This window comes from Kitasatospora sp. NA04385, from assembly GCF_013364235.1.
Lineage (GTDB): Bacteria > Actinomycetota > Actinomycetes > Streptomycetales > Streptomycetaceae > Kitasatospora.
In genome coordinates this window covers 4489559-4504531 of the sequence record NZ_CP054919.1, presented here as the reverse complement: position 1 = coordinate 4504531, position 14973 = coordinate 4489559, and the positions used below count along the sequence as shown (strand labels likewise).

Sequence of the window (14973 nt, the reverse complement as noted above, 5' to 3'; positions counted from 1 at the left end):
CGCGCGCGGTGGTCCAGACCTCTAGGGGCGGAAGTTATCGAAGTGTCAGATCGTGTTGCGCCATGCGCAACGTGGACTGCACAACTGTCCGGTATGCGAACACTCAGGCCGTCAGTACGGTCAGTCCGGCGTCGGCGAAGGCGGCCGCCACCGCGTCCGGCACCTGGTCGTCGGTGACCAGGGTGTCGACCGCCTCCAGGCCGCAGATCCGGGCGAAGGCCCGGCGGCCCAGCTTGGAGGAGTCGGCGGCCACCACCACCCGCCGGGCCCGCTGGGCGAGCAGCCGGTTCACCGCCGCCTCGCCCTCGTGGTGGGCGGTCGCGCCGTGCCCGGGGTCGAAGCCGTCCACGCCCAGCACCGCGGTGTCCAGGGCGAGTTCGCCGAGCACCTGGGCGGCCAGCGGGCCGATCAGCTCGTACGACTGGGGGCGGGCGACGCCGCCGGTGACCACGATCTTCACCTGCGGACGGACCGTCAACTCGTTGGCGATGTTGAGCGCGTTGGTGACCACGGTGAGGCCCCGGCCGCCCTCCGGGCGCTCGGTCAGCTCGGGGCGGACGGCCAGCGCCCGGGCCACCTCGGTGGTGGTGGTGCCGCCGTTCAGGCCGACCACCTCGCCGGGCTCGACCAGGCCGGCCACCAGCGCGCCGATCCGCTGCTTGGCGTCGGCGTTGCGGGCGGTCTTGTACCGCAGCGGCAGGTCGTAGGAGACACTGTGCGCCACCGCGCCGCCGCGGGTGCGGGTGAGCATCTGCTGGCGGGCCAACTGGTCGAGGTCGCGGCGGATGGTCGCGGCCGAGACGTCCAGCGCGTCGGCCGCCTCCTCGACCTCCAGCTTCCCGTGCTCGGCCAGCAGTTCCAGCAGCGCGTTCCACCGTTCGTACCTGGACACCGTCCCCGCTCCTCCCGCGCTCGCCCCGAGCGCCCCGCGCCCGGTCGGGACAGCTTCGCACACCCCGGGGCGGTGCCACTCATTGCGCAATCATGCTCGAAACAGCTATAAATCAATCAGCTTTGCGCACACCGCATTCGTCCGTGCGCAGTTTCGGGCCAGCCGAAGGAGTCCGCCCCATGCCGCACCCGTCCCCGACCAGCACCCCGACCGGTTCCCTCACCGATCAGGAGATCGCCACCCAGCCCGGCGACTGGCGCACCGCCGCCGCGCTGGCCGCGAGCGGCCCGGCCGGGCTGCCGCGGCGCGGCGAGCGGGTGGCCGTGGTCGGCTGCGGCACCTCCTGGTTCATGGCGCAGGCCTACGCCGCGCTGCGCGAGTCGGGCGGCCACGGCGAGACCGACGCCTTCGCCGCCTCCGAGTTCCCCGCCGGCCGCCGCTACGACCGGGTGCTGGCGATCACCCGCTCCGGCACCACCACCGAGGTGCTGCGGCTGCTGGACGGCACCGACCTGCCGTCCACCGCGATCACCGCCTGCACCGACCAGCCGGTGGCCGCGGCCGCCGACCACCTGGTCGACCTGGGCTTCGCCGACGAGCGCTCGGTGGTGCAGACCCGCTTCGCCACCACCGTGCTCGCCCTGCTGCGCGCCCACCTGGAGTCGGAGGAGGCCCTCCCCGCCGGGGTGCGCCCGGTCGCCGAGGCCGCCGCGGACGCCGAGCGGGCGGTCGACTGGCAGGTGCCGGACGAGCTGGTGGCGCTGGAGCAGGTCTCCTTCCTGGGCGCGGGCTGGACCAACGGCCTGGCCCAGGAGGCCGGCCTGAAGATGCGCGAGGCGGCGCTGGCCTGGACCGAGGCGTACCCGGCGATGGAGTACCGGCACGGCCCGGTCTCGATCACCGCGCCGGGCCGGGCCGCCTGGATGTTCGGCGAGCTGCCCGCGGGCCTGGCCGACGAGGTGGCCGCGGTCGGCGGCCGGCTGGTGGCCGACTCCGGGGCGGGCGGCCTCGACCCGCTGGCGGACCTGGTCCGGGTGCACCGGCTGGCCGTCGCGCTGGCCGCGCACCGCGGCCTGGACCCGGACCGGCCGCGCAACCTGACCCGCTCGATCGTCCTCGGCTGAGCCCCGCCCGGCCCGAGCCGCCCCCCGGCCCGCCGCACGGTGTGTGACGGCCCTGACACGCAAACCGCCCAGGAGGGTGCGAAGAGCGATAAACCTCACCTCTCAGGACCAGACCAATCGAGCAACTGGACTAGACCTCTTAGACCCGGCCAAGGGAAACTGTCCCCCGTGAAGCACGTCATCGCACTCGATGTAGGCGGCACCGGCATGAAGGCCGCGCTGGTCGCCCAGGACGGCTCGGTGCTCTTCGAAGCACGCCGACCGACCGGGCGGGAGCACGGCCCCGACGCCGTCGTCGCCACCATCCTCGACTTCGCCGCCGACCTGGCGCAGGAGGGCCGCACCCGGTTCGGTGCCGCCCCCCTCGCGGCGGGCGTCGCCGTGCCGGGGACGATCGACGAGAAGAACGGGATCGCGGTCTTCTCCGCCAACCTCGGCTGGCGGGACCTGCCGATGCGCAAGCTGCTCGGCGAGCGCCTCGGCGGCATCCCGGTCGCCCTCGGCCACGACGTCCGCTCCGGCGGGCTCGCCGAGGGCCGGATCGGCGCCGGACGGGGGGTCGGCCGCTTCCTGTTCATCGCGCTGGGCACCGGCATCGCGGGTGCGATCGGCATCGACGGCTCCATCGAGGCGGGCGCGCACGGCTACGGCGGCGAGATCGGCCACGTGGTGGTCCGCCCCGGCGGCCCGCAGTGCGGCTGCGGCGCCCGCGGCTGCCTGGAGACCCTGGCCTCGGCCTCCGCGGTCTCCCGGGCCTGGGCCGGGGCCAGCGGCGACCCGGAGGCCGACGCCGCCGCCTGCGCGAGCGCCGTCGACGCCGGCGACCCGCGGGCCGCCGCGGTCTGGCAGGACGCGGTGGACGCGCTCGCCGACGGCATCGTGCTGGCGCAGAGCCTGCTCGACCCGTCCACGGTGATCGTCGGCGGCGGGCTCGCCGAGGCGGGTGACACGCTCTTCACGCCGCTGCGCGCCGCGGTGACCGAGCGCCTGACCTTCCAGATGCCCCCGAAGGTCGTTCCGGCCATGCTCAAAGACACCGCCGCGTCCCTGGGCGCCGGCTTGCTCGCCTGGGATCTGCTCTCCATGGAGGTGACCGCGTGACCGCGGACCGTACTGCACTGGCCGGAGCCCGACTGGTCCTGCCCGGCGGGGTGATCGACGCGGGCCGGCTCTCCGTCGAGGGCACCCGCATCGCGAGCCTCGGCGGCGAGCCGGAGCCGAGCGACCTCGACCTCACCGGCTACACCGTCGTCCCCGGCTTCGTCGACCTGCACGTGCACGGCGGCGGCGGCGCCTCGTACGCCTCCGGCATCGCCGAGGAGGCGCTCACCGCCGCCCGCACGCACCTGGAGCACGGCACCACCACGACGATGGCCTCCACCGTCACCGGCGAGATCGACGAGGTCTGCCGCCAGGCGGCGGTGCTCTCCGAGCTCGTCGAGGACGGCGTCCTGGCCGGCATCCACTTCGAGGGCCCGTTCATCTCGCACAACCGGTGCGGCGCCCACCGCCCCGACCTGCTGCGCGACCCGGACCCGGCGCTGGTGCGCAAGCTCGCCGACGCGGGCCGCGGCCACACGAAGATGTTCACCCTGGCCCCGGAGCTGCCCGGCGGCCTGGAGTCGGTGCGGATGCTGTCCGACCTCGGCATCATCGCCGCCGTCGGCCACACCGACTCCGACTACGAGGTCACCCTGAAGGCGATCGACGCCGGCGCCACCGTGGCCACCCACCTGTTCAACGCGATGCCGGGCATCCAGCACCGCGCCCCCGGCCCGATCGTCGCCCTGCTGGAGGACGAGCGGGTCACCGTCGAGCTGGTCAACGACGGCATCCACCTGCACCCCTCGGTGGTCGAGCTGGCCTACGGCACGGCCGGCGCCGAGCGCGTCGCGCTGATCACCGACGCGATGGGCGCGGCCGGCATGGGCGACGGCCTGTACCCGCTCGGCCCGCTGCAGGTCCGGGTCGAGGACGGCGTGGCCCGGCTGGTCGAGGGCGGCTCCATCGCCGGCTCCACCCTCACCCTGGACGTCGCCTTCCGCCGCGCCGTCACCGTCCTCGGCCTGTCCCTGAACCAGGCCGTCACCTCGCTGTCCACCGTCCCCGCCCGCCTGATGGGCCTGGGCGACACCATCGGCACCCTGGAGGCCGGAAAGAACGCCGACCTGGTCGTCCTCGACTCCGACAGCCACGAACTCGTCGCGGTGATGCGCCGCGGCGAGTGGATCGTCGGCGCGGACCGCTTCGCCAGGGCCGGCAACCCGGCCTGACCCGGCGCCGCCCCGCGGGGCGGCCCCCGGTCCTCCCGCCACGGGGGGTGAGCAGCGGAACCTGCGCCTCGCTACTCACCCCACCGGGAGCTCCCCTTGCCGCTCGCCCGCACGTCCGACCTGCTCGCCTCCGCCGTCGCCGAACGGCGCGGCCTGCCCGCGTTCAACGCGATCACCCTGGAGCACGCCGAGGCCATCGCCGCCGGCGCCGAGGCCGTCGGCACGCCCGTCGTCCTCCAGCTCAGCCAGAACGCGATCGCCTACCGGGGCGGCCGGCTGCTGCCGATCGCCCGCGCCTGCGCCGAGGTCGCCGCCGCCGCCCGCGTCCCGGTCTCGCTGCACCTCGACCACGTCGAGGACGTGGACCTGCTGCGCGCCGCGCCCGCCGCCGGGTTCTCCTCCGCGATGTTCGACGCCTCCGCGCTGCCGCACGACGAGAACGTCAAGGCCACCGCCGAGGCCACCGCCTGGGCGCACCGCCACGGTCTGCACCTGGAGGCCGAACTCGGCCGGGTCGGCGGCAAGAACGGCGAGCCCCCGCTCGGCGCGCACGCCCCCGGCGCCCGCACCGACCCGGCCGAGGCCGCCCGCTACGTGGCCGAGACCGGCGTGGACTCCCTCGCGGTGGCGGTCGGCTCCTCGCACGCGATGACCACCCGCACCGCCGCCCTGGACCACGCGCTGATCCGCGAGCTGGCCGCGGCCGTCCCCGTCCCGCTGGTCCTGCACGGCAGCTCCGGCGTCCCGGACGCCGCGCTCGCCGAGGCGGTCGCCGCCGGCATGGTGAAGGTCAACATCGGGACGGCGCTCAACCTCGCCTGCACCCCGGCGATCCGTGACCGGCTGGCCGCCGACCCCGCCGCCACCGACCCGCGCGGCTACCTGTCGGCGGCCCGGGACGCGATGGCGCGCACCGTCGAACAGCTGGCCCGGGTGGTGTCCGGCCGGGCCTGAGCCGGGGGCGCGGGGGAGCCCTCCCCCGCGCCGCCGCCCGCTACTTCGGGTAGTCGTTGACGCTCATCGGCGTCAGCGCGACCTGGTCCAGCAGCACCGGGTTGGCCGCCCCGGCCGGGACGGTCAGCGTGATGGTGTTCGCCCCCGGCTGCAGCACCGGCCATATGTTGGTGCTGAACCAGGACTGGGCCGGGTCGGCGGCCGGGTTCTTGGAGTAGTTCTTGAAGGTCACGCCGCCCGGGTGGTCCTTGCCGTTGACGGTGACCTTGGCCGGCTGGTCGGCACCGGTGTTGTTGAAGTGCAGCCAGAGCTTGGTCTGGCCGCCGGCGTCCGAGTTGACCGTCCAGGTGAAGGACGACCCGGCCTGCAGCACCAGGTAGCCGCCGTCGGCGGAGACCGCGCCCTTGACGGTGCTCTCGGTGGCGGCGCCCTGCGCCTGCAACTTGGACGCGTCGCTGACCGGCTCGCTCCCGGCGCTCGGGCTGGGCGCGGCGCTGCTCGCGGCCGCGCTCGGGCTGTCCGCGGCGCCGCCCGCGGTGCCGGCCGCCGCCGCGGTCGGCGCGGCCTTGCCGGTGGCGTCGGCCGCGGCCTTGCCGCCCGGGTCGCCGGTGGACAGGGCCACGCCCGCGCCGATGGCGATCGCCGCGACCACCGCGACGGCGCCGATGATCGCCGCCTTGCCGCGGCCCGCGGGCTTGTCCTCGCCCGGCCGCGGGCGGGAGCGCTCGGCGTACCGGGGCTGCTGGGGCAGGGCCGCCGTGGGGTCGTGCGGGGCCGCGGGGCCCTGGCCGTAGCCGGGCGGCGGCGGGGCCTGCGGGTAGGACGGGCGCTCGCCGTAGGTGGCGCGGCCCACCTCCATCGGGCGCTGGTAGCCGCTGCGGGGGCGCTCGGCCGCCGGCTGCTCGCCCTCCGCGGGGCGGTACAGGTACGCGAAGGGGTCTTCCCCGCCCGCGCCCTCGGGCTCCGCGCCGCTGTTGCCGGGCGTGGTCACGTTCGACTCCCCTGGACTGGTTGCTCTCGTACCCAGGGCACCCTACCTGCCCCCGGCGAGCGGGGGACAAGCGGTTCAGCCCGCCCGGCGGTGCGAGCGCTCGCCCCGGGAGCCGCGGGCGGGGCCGCCGCGGGTGCGCTTCTCGTCGTACATCCGCTCGTCCGCGGAGTGCAGCACTTCGTCGATGCTCATCCCGCAGCCGGCCCAGCCGATGCCGAGGCTGACGCCGACCCGCACCGCCCGGTTGTCGATCCGCATCGGCGGCAGGATCGCCCCGCGCAGCCGGCCGGCCAGCTCCTTGGCCTCCTCGCGGCCGATGTTGTCGGCGAGGACGACGAACTCGTCGCCGCTCATCCGGGCCACCGTGTCGCCCTCCCGGACGACCTGCTGCAACCGGCGGGCGATCTCGATCAGGACGGCGTCGCCGGTGTTGTGGCCGTGCCGGTCGTTGACCAGCTTGAAGCCGTCCAGGTCGCAGTAGAGGACGGCCAGGCCGCGGTCGCCGACCGGGGCGGTGCCGCGGCGGTGGCCGTGCCAGAGGTCCCCGGGCGGCTGCTCGGCGGGGACCACGGCGTGCACGTGGTGGGCGGGGACGCCGGTGTGGTGCAGCACCTCCCCGGCGGCGAAGGCGGCCCGGTCGCGCTCCAGGGCCCCGTCCGGGGCCGCGTAGCCGTGCGCCAGGGGTACGGGGGCCCCGGCGGGCGCGCGGCCGTCCTGGGCGGCGTGGGCGGCCTGGTGGGGCGCTCCGGCGGGTGCCGCCTGGCCGGGTATCCCGGGGTGCGGTGCGAGCGGACAGAGCCGGCGGGCGAGCCTGGCCCGCAGCTCGGCGCCGTTGGGCAGGCCGGTGAGCGCGTCGTGGCTGGCCCGGTGGGCGAGCTGGAGCTCGTGCCGCTTGCGGTCCTCGATGTCCTCGACGTGGGTGAGCAGGAAGCTGGGGCCCTCGGCGGCGTCGGCGACCACCGAGTTGCGCAGGCAGACCCACTGGTAGCCGCCGTCCCGCCGGGAGAGCCGCAGCTCGGCCCGACCGCCCTCGGCGCTGGTGCGCAGCAGCAGGTCGAGGTCGTCGGGGTGGACCAGGTCGACGAAGCGCTGCTGGCGCAGCGCGGCCCGGGGGCGGCCCAGCAGCCGGCACAGGGCGTCGTTGACCCGGCTGAGCTGGCCGGTGGCCTCGCCGTGCAGCTCGGTGATGGCCATCCCGCTGGGGGCGTACTCGAAGGCCTGCCGGAAGGACTCCTCGCTGGCCCGCAGGGCCTGCTGCTCCTTCTCCAGCCGGGCCAGGGCGCGCTGCATCTCGGCCCGCAGCCGGGCGTTGCCGATCGCGATGGAGGCCTGCAGGGAGAACATCTCCAGGGCCTCGCGGGTCCACGCGCCGGGGCGCTTGCCGCTGCGCGGGCGGTCCACCGAGAGGATGCCGAGCAGGTCGCCGCCGGCGCTGTACATCGGGGCGAGCAGGACGTCGGCGGGGTGCCAGTCGTTGCCGTAGACCGGCATCGGGCCGTCGCCGGTCCAGGTCGGGATGTCGGTGGCTATCGCCCAGCCGCGGTCGTGCGGCAGGAAGCGCAGGGTGCCCCAGTGGTCGGCGACCTGGAGCATCCGCTCCCAGGACTCCCGGGAGCCGACCTGGCCGAGCAGGACGGCGGGGCCGCCGAAGGCGCTCTCCTCGATCTCCCAGACGGCGGCGACCACCAGGTCGCCGTCGGGGCGGACCAGGCTGACCGCGGCGGCGTCGAACCCGAGCCCGTGGACCGCGCCCTCGACGACCGCCTGCAGGGTCCCCGCCAGGCTCCGGGCAGCGTTGAGGTCCGCCACGACCCGGTGCAAGGTGCGGAGGGTCGCGAGGCGGACGTAGGGCTCCGACTCGGCTTCCATGCGGGGGCTCCCCGGCTGCTTCGGATGGTTCTTGACAAGGTTGCGTCCGATTGCCAGAAGAACTGAATCACAGGGAGCACTCCGATAGGCACGCTCGGTCAGCAATAGGCTGTGACTGTGACTCAAATCACATAATGATCAAGGCGTTTGCGACCGAGGACCGAACGGACCTACGACCGGACTACGACCACGGCCCGATACCGGCGCGCCCGGTCGGGGACTAGCGTGCGGTACGTGTACAGCTCCCAGCAGTCCCCCGCCGCCCCCGCGGCCCCCGCCGGTGCGGCGGCGGCCGGCGCCACGCCCGAGGAGTTCCGGGCCGCCCTCGGCCAGCTCGCCGCGGGCGTCTCGCTGCTGACCGTGCACGACCCCGAGGACGACGAGGACGCCGGGATGACCGCCACCTCGTTCCTGTCGGTGTCGCTGGAACCGCCGCTGGTGCTGGTCTCGGTCCGCACCGACTCCCGGATGGACGAGCTGCTGGCCCGGGCCGAGACCTGGGCGGTGTCGCTGCTCGCCGAGGAGCACCGCACGCTCGCCTCCCGGTTCGCGATGAAGGGCCGGCTCAGCGACCGGCTGCTGTTCGCCGACGCCGCCTGGCACCGCGGCCCGCGCAGCGGCGCCCCGCTGGTCGACGGCGCGCTGGCCACCGTGGAGTGCCGCACCGAGCAGCGGATCGCCGCCGGCGACCACACCCTGGTGCTCGGCCGGGTGCTGGCCGCCGCGCTGCCCGCCCCGGCCGGGCGGCCGCTGCTGTACCTGCGCGGCGGCTACCGGCAGCTCGGCTGACCGGCCGTCAGTCCGGACGGATCCGGCCCCGGCCCTGCTTGAGCCCCGAGCGGTGCCGCTTGTTCTCCAGCCGCCGCTCGACCATGCCGCGGCTGGGCTTGGTCGCCCGCCGGGTCTTGGGCGGCGGCGCGGTGGCCTCCCCCAGCAGCGCGGCCAGCCGGGCCGCGGCCACCTCCCGGTTGCGCCACTGCGAGCGGTGCTCGGAGGCCCGGACCACCAGCACCCCGTCCACCAGCCGCGCGGCCAGCCGCTCCAGGGCGCGCTCCTTCCACACCGCCGGCAGCGCGTCGGAGGCCGCCAGGTCCCATCGCAGCTCGACCTTCGAGTCCGAGGTGTTCACGTGCTGCCCGCCGGGGCCGGAGGAACGCGAGAAGCGCCAGACGAGCTCGGCGTCGGGGACGACCACCGAACCCCGTACGCGGACAGGCTCAGTCATGCCGCCCATCATCCCGCCCCCTCCGGGCCCCCGTCACCTGGTTAAGGCCCCCGGGCCGACCGGGCACAATGGCGGGCGTGATCGAGCTCGGCTACTCCCTCTCCACCCGCTTCCCCGACCCCCCGCAGACCGACTACCGCACCGCGTCGGTCCGCTCGCTGCGGCACGACCTGTTCGCCGGCGACGTGTACCTGGAGACGGACGAGGGCGCGGCCGTGGAGACCCGCTGGCACTGGGTCCCGGTGCTCGACTTCGCCTGGGCGCTGTGCGACGTCGCCGAACGCCTCGACGCCGACCCGCGCGGCAGCCGGGAGGCCCGGGTGCGCACCGAGGACCTGGACTTCACCCAGAACACCGAACTGCTGCGCTTCGCCCGCCGGTTCGGCTGGGTCGAGATCACCGCCACCTGGTGCCCCGACGACCGGCCGCTGGTGGTGCGGCACGCCGAACTGCGCCGCGAGGCACGGGACTTCCTGCAGGACGTGCTGGCCGACCTGACCGAGCTGCACGAGGGACTCGCCGACAACCCGAACATCTGGACCGTGCAGGGCCGCTACCCGAGAATCTGATGCGGCGCCGGGCGTCCGTACGGGGGAGAAATCCGTCCGTCCACCGAGTAGTGGAACCAACGGCCGCCCGTCCCGCGTTCTCTGGGCAAAACCGACCGAAGGGACACCACAGACCATGCCCGTGAGCCTCTCCAAGGGTGGCAACGTCTCGCTGACCAAGGAGGCCCCCGGCCTGACCGCGGTCACCGTCGGCCTCGGCTGGGACGTGCGCACCACCACCGGTGCCGAGTTCGACCTCGACGCCAGCGCGATCGTCCTCAACGGCGAAGGCAAGGTCTACTCCGACCGGCACTTCGTCTTCTTCAACAACACCAGCACCCCGGACAGCACCGTCGTGCACACCGGCGACAACCGCACCGGCGAGGGCGCGGGCGACGACGAGCAGATCAACGTCAACCTGGCCGCGCTGCCCGCCGACGTCCAGCGGATCACCTTCCCGGTGTCGATCTACGACGGCAACAACCGCGGCCAGAGCTTCGGCCAGGTCCGCAACGCCTACATCCGGGTGCTGAACCAGGCCGGCGGCGCCGAGATCGCCCGCTACGACCTCTCCGAGGACGCGGCCACCGAGACCGCCATGGTCTTCGGCGAGCTGTACCGCAACGGCGCCGAGTGGAAGTTCCGCGCCATCGGCCAGGGCTACGCCTCCGGCCTGGTCGGCATCGCCCAGGACTTCGGCGTCAACGTCTGACCGCCCCCGCACGCGAGACGGCCCCCCGGAGCCTTCCGGGGGGCCGTCTCGCGTGCGGGGGCGGCGCGGGGGCGACGGCCGGTCAGGACCGGCCGGCCCGCAGCTCGGGCAGCTCCAGCAGCTCGGTCTCGTCGTGCGCGGTCAGGTCGACCACCTCGGGCTCGGTGTCCGACTCGGCGTGCTGGTGGCTCGGCGGCTGCTCCACGGCCTGGTGGGCGGGCGCCTGCGCGGCGTCCACCGGGGCGCCGTCCAGCACCGCGTAGCGCTCGCTGTCGGCCAGCGCCTCGTCGCCCACCACGTCCGCCAGGTCGCCGACCGCCGGGGCCGGGGCACCGGGCAGCGCCGCCCGGGCGGTGCCGGGCCGGCCGAAGAAGCTGAACGCGGTGGCCCGCGGGCGCTGCGGCGCCGGCACGGCCGCCGTCCGCGCGGCGGCGGCGTCCTGGGCGGGCAGCGCCGGGCCGACCGGGCGCAGCGCGTCCGCCCCGGTGGCCGGCACCGGGTCGGGCGACTTCGGGCGCAGCTCGACCTGGGCCCGCTCGTCCACCGCACGGCGGGCCTCGGCGACCGCCGCCTGCCGCTCCAGGTGCCGCAGGGCGGCCTGCGCGCGGACGAACGAGGCCGGGGTGACCGGGTGCTTGGGGCGGGTGGCCTCCAGGGCCCGGCGGGTCGCCTCGGCCTCCTTCATGGCCTGCTCGGCGACCATCACGGCGCGCTCGCGCAGCAGCCGGGCGATCTCGGTCTCGGCCTTGGCCAGCCGGGACTTCTCCGCGGTCAGCCGCCGCCCGAACCGGGTGGCGCGCTCCTCGGCGACCTCGGCCGCGTACTCGGCCTCGGCGATCTGCTCCTCGTAGCGCTCCTCGGCGCGCATCCGGCGCACCACCGCCAGCTGGGCGGAGGTGCGGGCCGCCCGGTCGCGCTGGCGCAGCACCAGGGCCAGGCCGACCACGGCGACCACCGCGGCGACCCCGACCGAGCGGGCCACGACCTGGTCCGGACTGGCCACCAGGGCGGCCACCGCCGCGACCACGAGCGCGCCGGAGCCGACCGGGGGCAGCAGCCGGCCGAGGACGGAGGAATGACGGTGGCGTCCGCGAGACATGGCTAGAAACTAGCGTGCGAATCGCGGCGCTGTCAGCCTCGCCCCCCTTTCGGGCCTTGACAGCCGGTGCCGGGCACCGGAGGCGACGGCCGGGTGACGGCGCGTCAGCGGGAGGGGGCGGCCGTCCCGCGCGGGTGCTCGGGGTCGTCGTGGTCCTCCGGGAGCCGGCAGATGTGCTGCAGCCACAGCGCCACCGCGATCACCGCCGCGCCCGCCAGCACCGCGAACAGCGCGGTCTGCGCCTGCGAGCGGCGGGCCGCGACCTCCAGCGAGCCGAGCAGGAACACCCCGACGCCCGCGTAGATCCCGGTCACCACCGCCGACACCAGCGCGCTGGCCTGTCCCAGCACCAGTGCCCGGGCCGCGTGCAGCGGGTCGACGCCCTTGGCGCCGGGCTGCCGCTCCCGCACCGCCTTCAGCCGGGCGCGCAGCGAGATCGCCGCGGCCAGCAGCACCACGGCGATCGCCGCCAGCACGTACGGCGCGTAGGCGGGGACGCCGGGCAGCGTGCCCAGCGAGTCCCACAGCCGGGCGCCGCCCCAGGACAGCAGCCCCGTGATCGCGGTGATGCCGAGCAACAGGCGGAGACGGAGCGGCTTCACGCGGACGGGCTTCCTTCCCAGTGGTTCGACGGCGGGCGCCGCGACCAGGCCACCGTACCGGCCCGGCCGCGCCCCCAGGGAGCTACGCCCGCGTGCGCCCGGAAGTTCCCGGGCGCCGCCGGGCCTACTCGGGCAGCCGCAGCTGCAGGTCGGTGCGCAGCCGCACGCCCTGCGCCGAGGCCCCGCCCAGCCCCTCCAGCAGCTCGGCGACCGGGCCGCGGCCCGGTACCTCGGCCGCCGGGTCGGCGTCCTGCCAGGGGGCCAGCACGAACGCCCGCTCGTGCGCCCGCGGGTGGGGCAGGGTCAGGTGCGGGTCGTCGCTGGTGACGCCCTCGTAGGCGAGCACGTCGACGTCCAGGGTGCGCGGCCCCCAGCGGACGTCCCGGACCCGGCCGAAGGCGTCCTCCACCGCGTTGGCCCGCTCCAGCAGGTCCTGCGGGGGCAGCGAGGTGCGCAGCACCGCGACGGCGTTGAAGTAGCTCGGCTGGTTCTCGGGGCCGCCGACGGCGTCGGTCTCGTACACCGCGGACAGCGCGGTCACCCGCACCCCCGGGGTGTCCTCCAGCGCGTCCACGGCGCCCTGGAGGGTCTCCAGGCGGTTGCCCAGGTTGCTGCCCAGGGCGACGGCGGCGGTGCGGGAGTCGTGCAGGGTGGACTCCACGCGGTCCACCCTGCCCTGCAGGTCGAACGTGGTCGGCGTGGCGGTCGGGTCGGTCGTGGCCAATGGAGTTCCCTCTGCTCGGGCTCCACCGGGGGCGGTCAGGCGCGGCCCCGGCGGATCGTGATGGTGACGTCGTCGAACGGGACGGTGATCGGGGCGTCCGGCTTGTGCACGGTGACCTCGACCTCCTCGACCACCTCGTGGCGCAGGCACTGGTCGGCGATCCGCTGGGCCAGCGTCTCGATCAGGTCGACCGGGTCGCCGGCGATCACCGCGGTGACCTCCTCCGCGATCACGCCGTAGTGCGCGGTGCGGGTCAGGTCGTCACCCGCGGCGGCCGGCCTGGTGTCGAGGAACAGCACCAGGTCGACCACGAAGGTCTGCCCCTCGATCCGCTCGCGCTCGAAGACGCCGTGGTGGCCGCGGGCACGCAGCCCGCGCAGGGTGACGCGGTCCAGCAAAAGAATCACTGCTCCCAGCTGACGGCCCCGCCGGGGCGGGGACCGGCGGGCACCGTCGCCCGCCGCCCCTCGAATCTACCTTCGACCGCCGACGGCCCGGGGCCGCCTCCCCGGCCGACCGCCCGAACGGACCGGCCGCGGCGGCCCTTGACGCCGCCCGCCCGCCCCCGCTACTCGTCCTCGTCGTCGTCCTCGTCGTCCCCGCTGGTGAGCACCGGCGAGCCGTGGTGGGACCACAGCTTCCACCCGCCCGGCGTGCGCCGGAACAGGTTCGTCGACACCACCTTGCCGCCCACCAGCGGCCCCAGCTCGCCCTCCTCCTCCGGCTCGCCGCCGGACAGGATGTTCTCCGTGCAGGTCACCAGGGCCACGTCGCCCTGGACGTCGACCTCGACGTCGGTCAGGAAGAACTGGATGTACTCGGTGTTCGCCATGATCAGCATGTACGAGCGGGTCACCTGGGCCCGGCCGATCAGCGCCGGCCAGCCCGGGTGCACGCAGAACACGCCGCCCTTGTCGTCCGCCTCGTCCGGCCCCAGCCAGATCGACTCGACGGCCTCCAGGTCTCCGTTCTCCAGCGCCTCGTACAGCGCCTGGTTGACCGCCAGGACGGCTTCCCGGTCCGGCTCCAGCGCCGCCGCCCGCTCGTTGCCGCTCGCTGCCTCCGCCACGCCTACCCCCTCTGCGCCGCCTGCTCCCAGGCCGCGACGACTCGTACGGCGTCAGCCGTGCCGGACACGTCATGCACCCGAACCGCCCAGGCACCCGCCCTCGCCGACAGCACCGAGACCGCCGCCGTGGCGTCGTCCCGCTGCCGCGCCGGGCGCAGCTCCCCGGTTTCCGGGTTGGCCAGCAGCGTACCCAGGAAGCGCTTGCGCGAAGCCGCCACCAGCACCGGGCGTCCCAGCGCCGTCAGCGCGTCCAGCCGGCCCAGCAGCGCCCAGTTGTGCTCACCGGTCTTCGCGAACCCCAGGCCGGGGTCGAGGATCAGCTGCTCCTCCTTCACCCCGGCGGCCAGCAGCTCCTCCACCCGGACGGACAGCTCCCGCACCACGTCGGCGACCACGTCGTCGTACACCGCCAGCGCGTCCATGTCGGCGGACTGGCCGCGCCAGTGCATCACCACGAACGGCGCGCCGGTGTCGGCGACCACCCGCGCCATCTCCGGGTCCGCGAGGCCGCCGGACACGTCGTTGACCACCCGGGCGCCCGCGGCGACGGCCGCCGCGGCGACGTTCGCCCGCATGGTGTCCACCGAGACCGCCACCCCGGCCCGGGCCAGCTCGGTGACCACCGGCACCACCCGGCGCAGCTCCTCGGCCTCGGTGACCCGCACCGCCCCCGGCCGGGTCGACTCGCCGCCCACGTCCACCAGGTCGGCCCCGCGCGCCGCCAGGTCCAGCCCGTGCGCGACCGCCTTCGCCGGGTCCAGCCACAGGCCCCCGTCCGAGAACGAGTCCGGCGTGACGTTCACCACCCCCATCACGGCGCAGCGATCGAGGACGGGCAGACCGGGGACGTTCTCGCTCATGCGTCCCATTATCGGCGCACCGACCGGGCCG

At 75.3% G+C, this 14973-nt stretch carries 17 protein-coding genes; 7 read left to right on the top strand and 10 right to left on the bottom strand.

Translation table 11 applies throughout. The annotated features are described in order from the left end of the window. Nucleotides 1–103: 103 nt before the first annotated feature. Nucleotides 104–892: a DeoR/GlpR family DNA-binding transcription regulator gene (locus HUT16_RS20200; RefSeq protein WP_176189526.1), complete on the bottom strand. Its 789-nt coding sequence runs from the start codon at nt 890–892 to the stop codon at nt 104–106. Nucleotides 893–1071: 179 nt separating this feature from the next. On the opposite strand from HUT16_RS20200, the gene HUT16_RS20195 reads away from it, so the two are divergent. The 4 genes from HUT16_RS20195 to HUT16_RS20180 all read left to right on the top strand — a co-directional run bounded on the left by HUT16_RS20195 (nt 1072) and on the right by HUT16_RS20180 (nt 5243). Beyond that, complete coding sequence (locus HUT16_RS20195; protein ID WP_176189525.1) at nt 1072–2016, top strand: SIS domain-containing protein; 945 nt, start codon at nt 1072–1074, stop codon at nt 2014–2016. A gap of 168 nt (nt 2017–2184) precedes the next feature. After that, complete coding sequence (locus HUT16_RS20190) at nt 2185–3117, top strand: ROK family protein (protein WP_176189524.1); 933 nt, start codon at nt 2185–2187, stop codon at nt 3115–3117. Beyond that, nucleotides 3114–4289: an N-acetylglucosamine-6-phosphate deacetylase gene (nagA, locus tag HUT16_RS20185; protein WP_176189523.1), complete on the top strand. Its 1176-nt coding sequence runs from the start codon at nt 3114–3116 to the stop codon at nt 4287–4289. Before HUT16_RS20190 ends, nagA begins: the two co-directional genes overlap by 4 nt. 96 nt (nt 4290–4385) lie before the next feature. Continuing rightward, nucleotides 4386–5243: a ketose-bisphosphate aldolase gene (locus HUT16_RS20180; protein WP_176189522.1), complete on the top strand. Its 858-nt coding sequence runs from the start codon at nt 4386–4388 to the stop codon at nt 5241–5243. Between the two features lie 40 nt (nt 5244–5283). Here the strand turns inward: HUT16_RS20180 and HUT16_RS20175 are convergent, their stop codons facing one another. After that, entirely contained in the window at nt 5284–6234 is a 951-nt protein-coding gene (locus HUT16_RS20175) for a hypothetical protein (RefSeq protein ID WP_176189521.1), read from the bottom strand. A 75-nt stretch (nt 6235–6309) separates the two neighbouring features. Next, nucleotides 6310–8103: a diguanylate cyclase gene (locus tag HUT16_RS20170; protein WP_176189520.1), complete on the bottom strand. Its 1794-nt coding sequence runs from the start codon at nt 8101–8103 to the stop codon at nt 6310–6312. Nucleotides 8104–8337: 234 nt separating this feature from the next. On the opposite strand from HUT16_RS20170, the gene HUT16_RS20165 reads away from it, so the two are divergent. Continuing rightward, on the top strand, nt 8338–8892 hold the full coding sequence (locus HUT16_RS20165; protein WP_176189519.1) for a flavin reductase family protein: 555 nt from the start codon (nt 8338–8340) through the stop codon (nt 8890–8892). 7 nt (nt 8893–8899) lie between these two features. On the opposite strand, the gene arfB is transcribed toward HUT16_RS20165, so the two are convergent. Then, nucleotides 8900–9328, bottom strand: a complete 429-nt coding sequence (gene arfB, locus HUT16_RS20160) for an alternative ribosome rescue aminoacyl-tRNA hydrolase ArfB (protein ID WP_176189518.1) — start codon at nt 9326–9328, stop codon at nt 8900–8902. Nucleotides 9329–9405: 77 nt separating this feature from the next. On the opposite strand from arfB, the gene HUT16_RS20155 reads away from it, so the two are divergent. Then, on the top strand, nt 9406–9897 hold the full coding sequence (locus tag HUT16_RS20155; protein WP_176189517.1) for a hypothetical protein: 492 nt from the start codon (nt 9406–9408) through the stop codon (nt 9895–9897). Between the two features lie 115 nt (nt 9898–10012). Continuing rightward, nucleotides 10013–10588, top strand: coding sequence for a TerD family protein (locus tag HUT16_RS20150; RefSeq protein ID WP_176189516.1), 576 nt, complete (start codon nt 10013–10015; stop codon nt 10586–10588). A gap of 82 nt (nt 10589–10670) precedes the next feature. Here HUT16_RS20150 and HUT16_RS20145 read toward each other — a convergent pair whose 3' ends face one another. The 6 genes from HUT16_RS20145 to folP all read right to left on the bottom strand — a co-directional run bounded on the left by HUT16_RS20145 (nt 10671) and on the right by folP (nt 14951). Next, a complete protein-coding gene (locus tag HUT16_RS20145; protein WP_176189515.1) occupies nt 10671–11687 on the bottom strand; it encodes a hypothetical protein in 1017 nt (338 codons plus the stop codon). A 104-nt stretch (nt 11688–11791) separates the two neighbouring features. Continuing rightward, entirely contained in the window at nt 11792–12289 is a 498-nt protein-coding gene (locus HUT16_RS20140) for a DUF3180 domain-containing protein (RefSeq protein WP_176189514.1), read from the bottom strand. Between the two features lie 124 nt (nt 12290–12413). Further along, complete coding sequence (folK, locus tag HUT16_RS20135; protein WP_176189513.1) at nt 12414–13013, bottom strand: 2-amino-4-hydroxy-6-hydroxymethyldihydropteridine diphosphokinase; 600 nt, start codon at nt 13011–13013, stop codon at nt 12414–12416. Between the two features lie 35 nt (nt 13014–13048). Continuing rightward, on the bottom strand, nt 13049–13408 hold the full coding sequence (folB, locus tag HUT16_RS20130; RefSeq protein WP_033250583.1) for a dihydroneopterin aldolase: 360 nt from the start codon (nt 13406–13408) through the stop codon (nt 13049–13051). Nucleotides 13409–13581: 173 nt separating this feature from the next. After that, complete coding sequence (locus HUT16_RS20125; protein WP_176189512.1) at nt 13582–14082, bottom strand: nuclear transport factor 2 family protein; 501 nt, start codon at nt 14080–14082, stop codon at nt 13582–13584. A gap of 2 nt (nt 14083–14084) precedes the next feature. Then, complete coding sequence (gene folP / locus HUT16_RS20120; RefSeq protein WP_176189511.1) at nt 14085–14951, bottom strand: dihydropteroate synthase; 867 nt, start codon at nt 14949–14951, stop codon at nt 14085–14087. Between the last annotated feature and the right edge of the window lie 22 nt (nt 14952–14973).